This is a genomic window from Bacillus sp. MUM 13 (genome assembly GCF_001866725.1).
Classification (GTDB): Bacteria; Bacillota; Bacilli; order Bacillales; family DSM-1321; genus Peribacillus.
In genome coordinates this window covers 1-1,140 of record NZ_MLYQ01000093.1, presented here as the reverse complement: position 1 = coordinate 1,140, position 1,140 = coordinate 1, and the positions used below count along the sequence as shown (strand labels likewise).

Sequence of the window (1,140 nt, the reverse complement as noted above, 5' to 3'; positions counted from 1 at the left end):
GCAAAAATCCAGTGTAAGAGTTTGTTTACACAAGCGATCATCGCTACTTTTGAAGGCTTTCCTTCATTTCGTTTCCGATCATAATACTCTTTTAGCTTCTTGTTCCTGGAGCTTCTAATACCGCATAAAACGGCCATATACAAAGCGTGCCGTAATCGGCTTGAACCTCGTTTAGTAATATGATTTATAGTAGCTGTGAACTTACCTGATGAATGGACACTTGGATCTATTCCTGCGTAAGCCACAAGTTTCTTAGGATGATTGAACCGATCAATTTCTCCGATTTCGGAAATGATCGTTGCCGCGATCTTTCCTCCTATCCCGGGAATGGATTGGATAATCTTATATTCTTTAATTTCTTCTGCCAAGACATCTATCTCTGTCTCTATACTGGATAGGTGTTCTTGGTACTGAAGAAGCATAGAGATATACATATCCAAACTGAACAACTGACTTTGATACACACCTTGTTGGAAAGGATTGCGCTCAGCCGAAGCTATTAATGTAGCTGCCCTCTCCCTGGCCCAACTCTCAGACCGTTTTATACGCATTCCAACAATTCTCTCCAGTATCTTTGCTTCACCAGTCCTCAGAACATCTTGAGATGTAGGAAATCCCTTTAAAACCTGATGAGAGACTTTTGAAAATAGATCTCCAAAGACTCCCCTATATTCCGGAAATACCTGGTCAAGAATTGTGTGGAATTGAAGTTTTGCCTGAATGTAAAGGTTCGTAACCGTTTCGTATTGCCTTGATAAGGTTCTCAGATTTAGAAGTCTTAGTCCTCTTTTCTTATACGGCTCAAATTCTTCCTTGTAATAAAGAACACAAAGATGATAAGCATCAACCGCATCCGTCTTTACCTTCCTAAGGCTTGTTTTCTTGGCTTGATAGGAAATAATCGGATTGACCAAGATATAAAGATACTGATTGTCCTCAAGACATTGAATAATTGGTGTATGGTAATGTCCTGTAGATTCAAGTATGACAGCTGGCCGAACGCCAGTCTTTTTCTCTATTCCTCTCAAAAAAGAAATAAATGACTCTAAATCTTCCCTGATATGCTTTAAACTGAAGCTTTTCCCAAAAGGCTTATCTTTATCTAAAAAGGCTTGAACTTCACTTTCTCCTTTGGCCACA

At 39.4% G+C, this 1,140-nt stretch carries 1 protein-coding gene; it reads right to left on the bottom strand.

The annotated features are described in order from the left end of the window. On the bottom strand, positions 1-1,139 hold a 1,139-nt coding region (locus BIV59_RS18610; RefSeq protein ID WP_083392256.1), incomplete at its 3' end, for an IS110 family RNA-guided transposase. Position 1,140 lies beyond the last annotated feature (1 nt).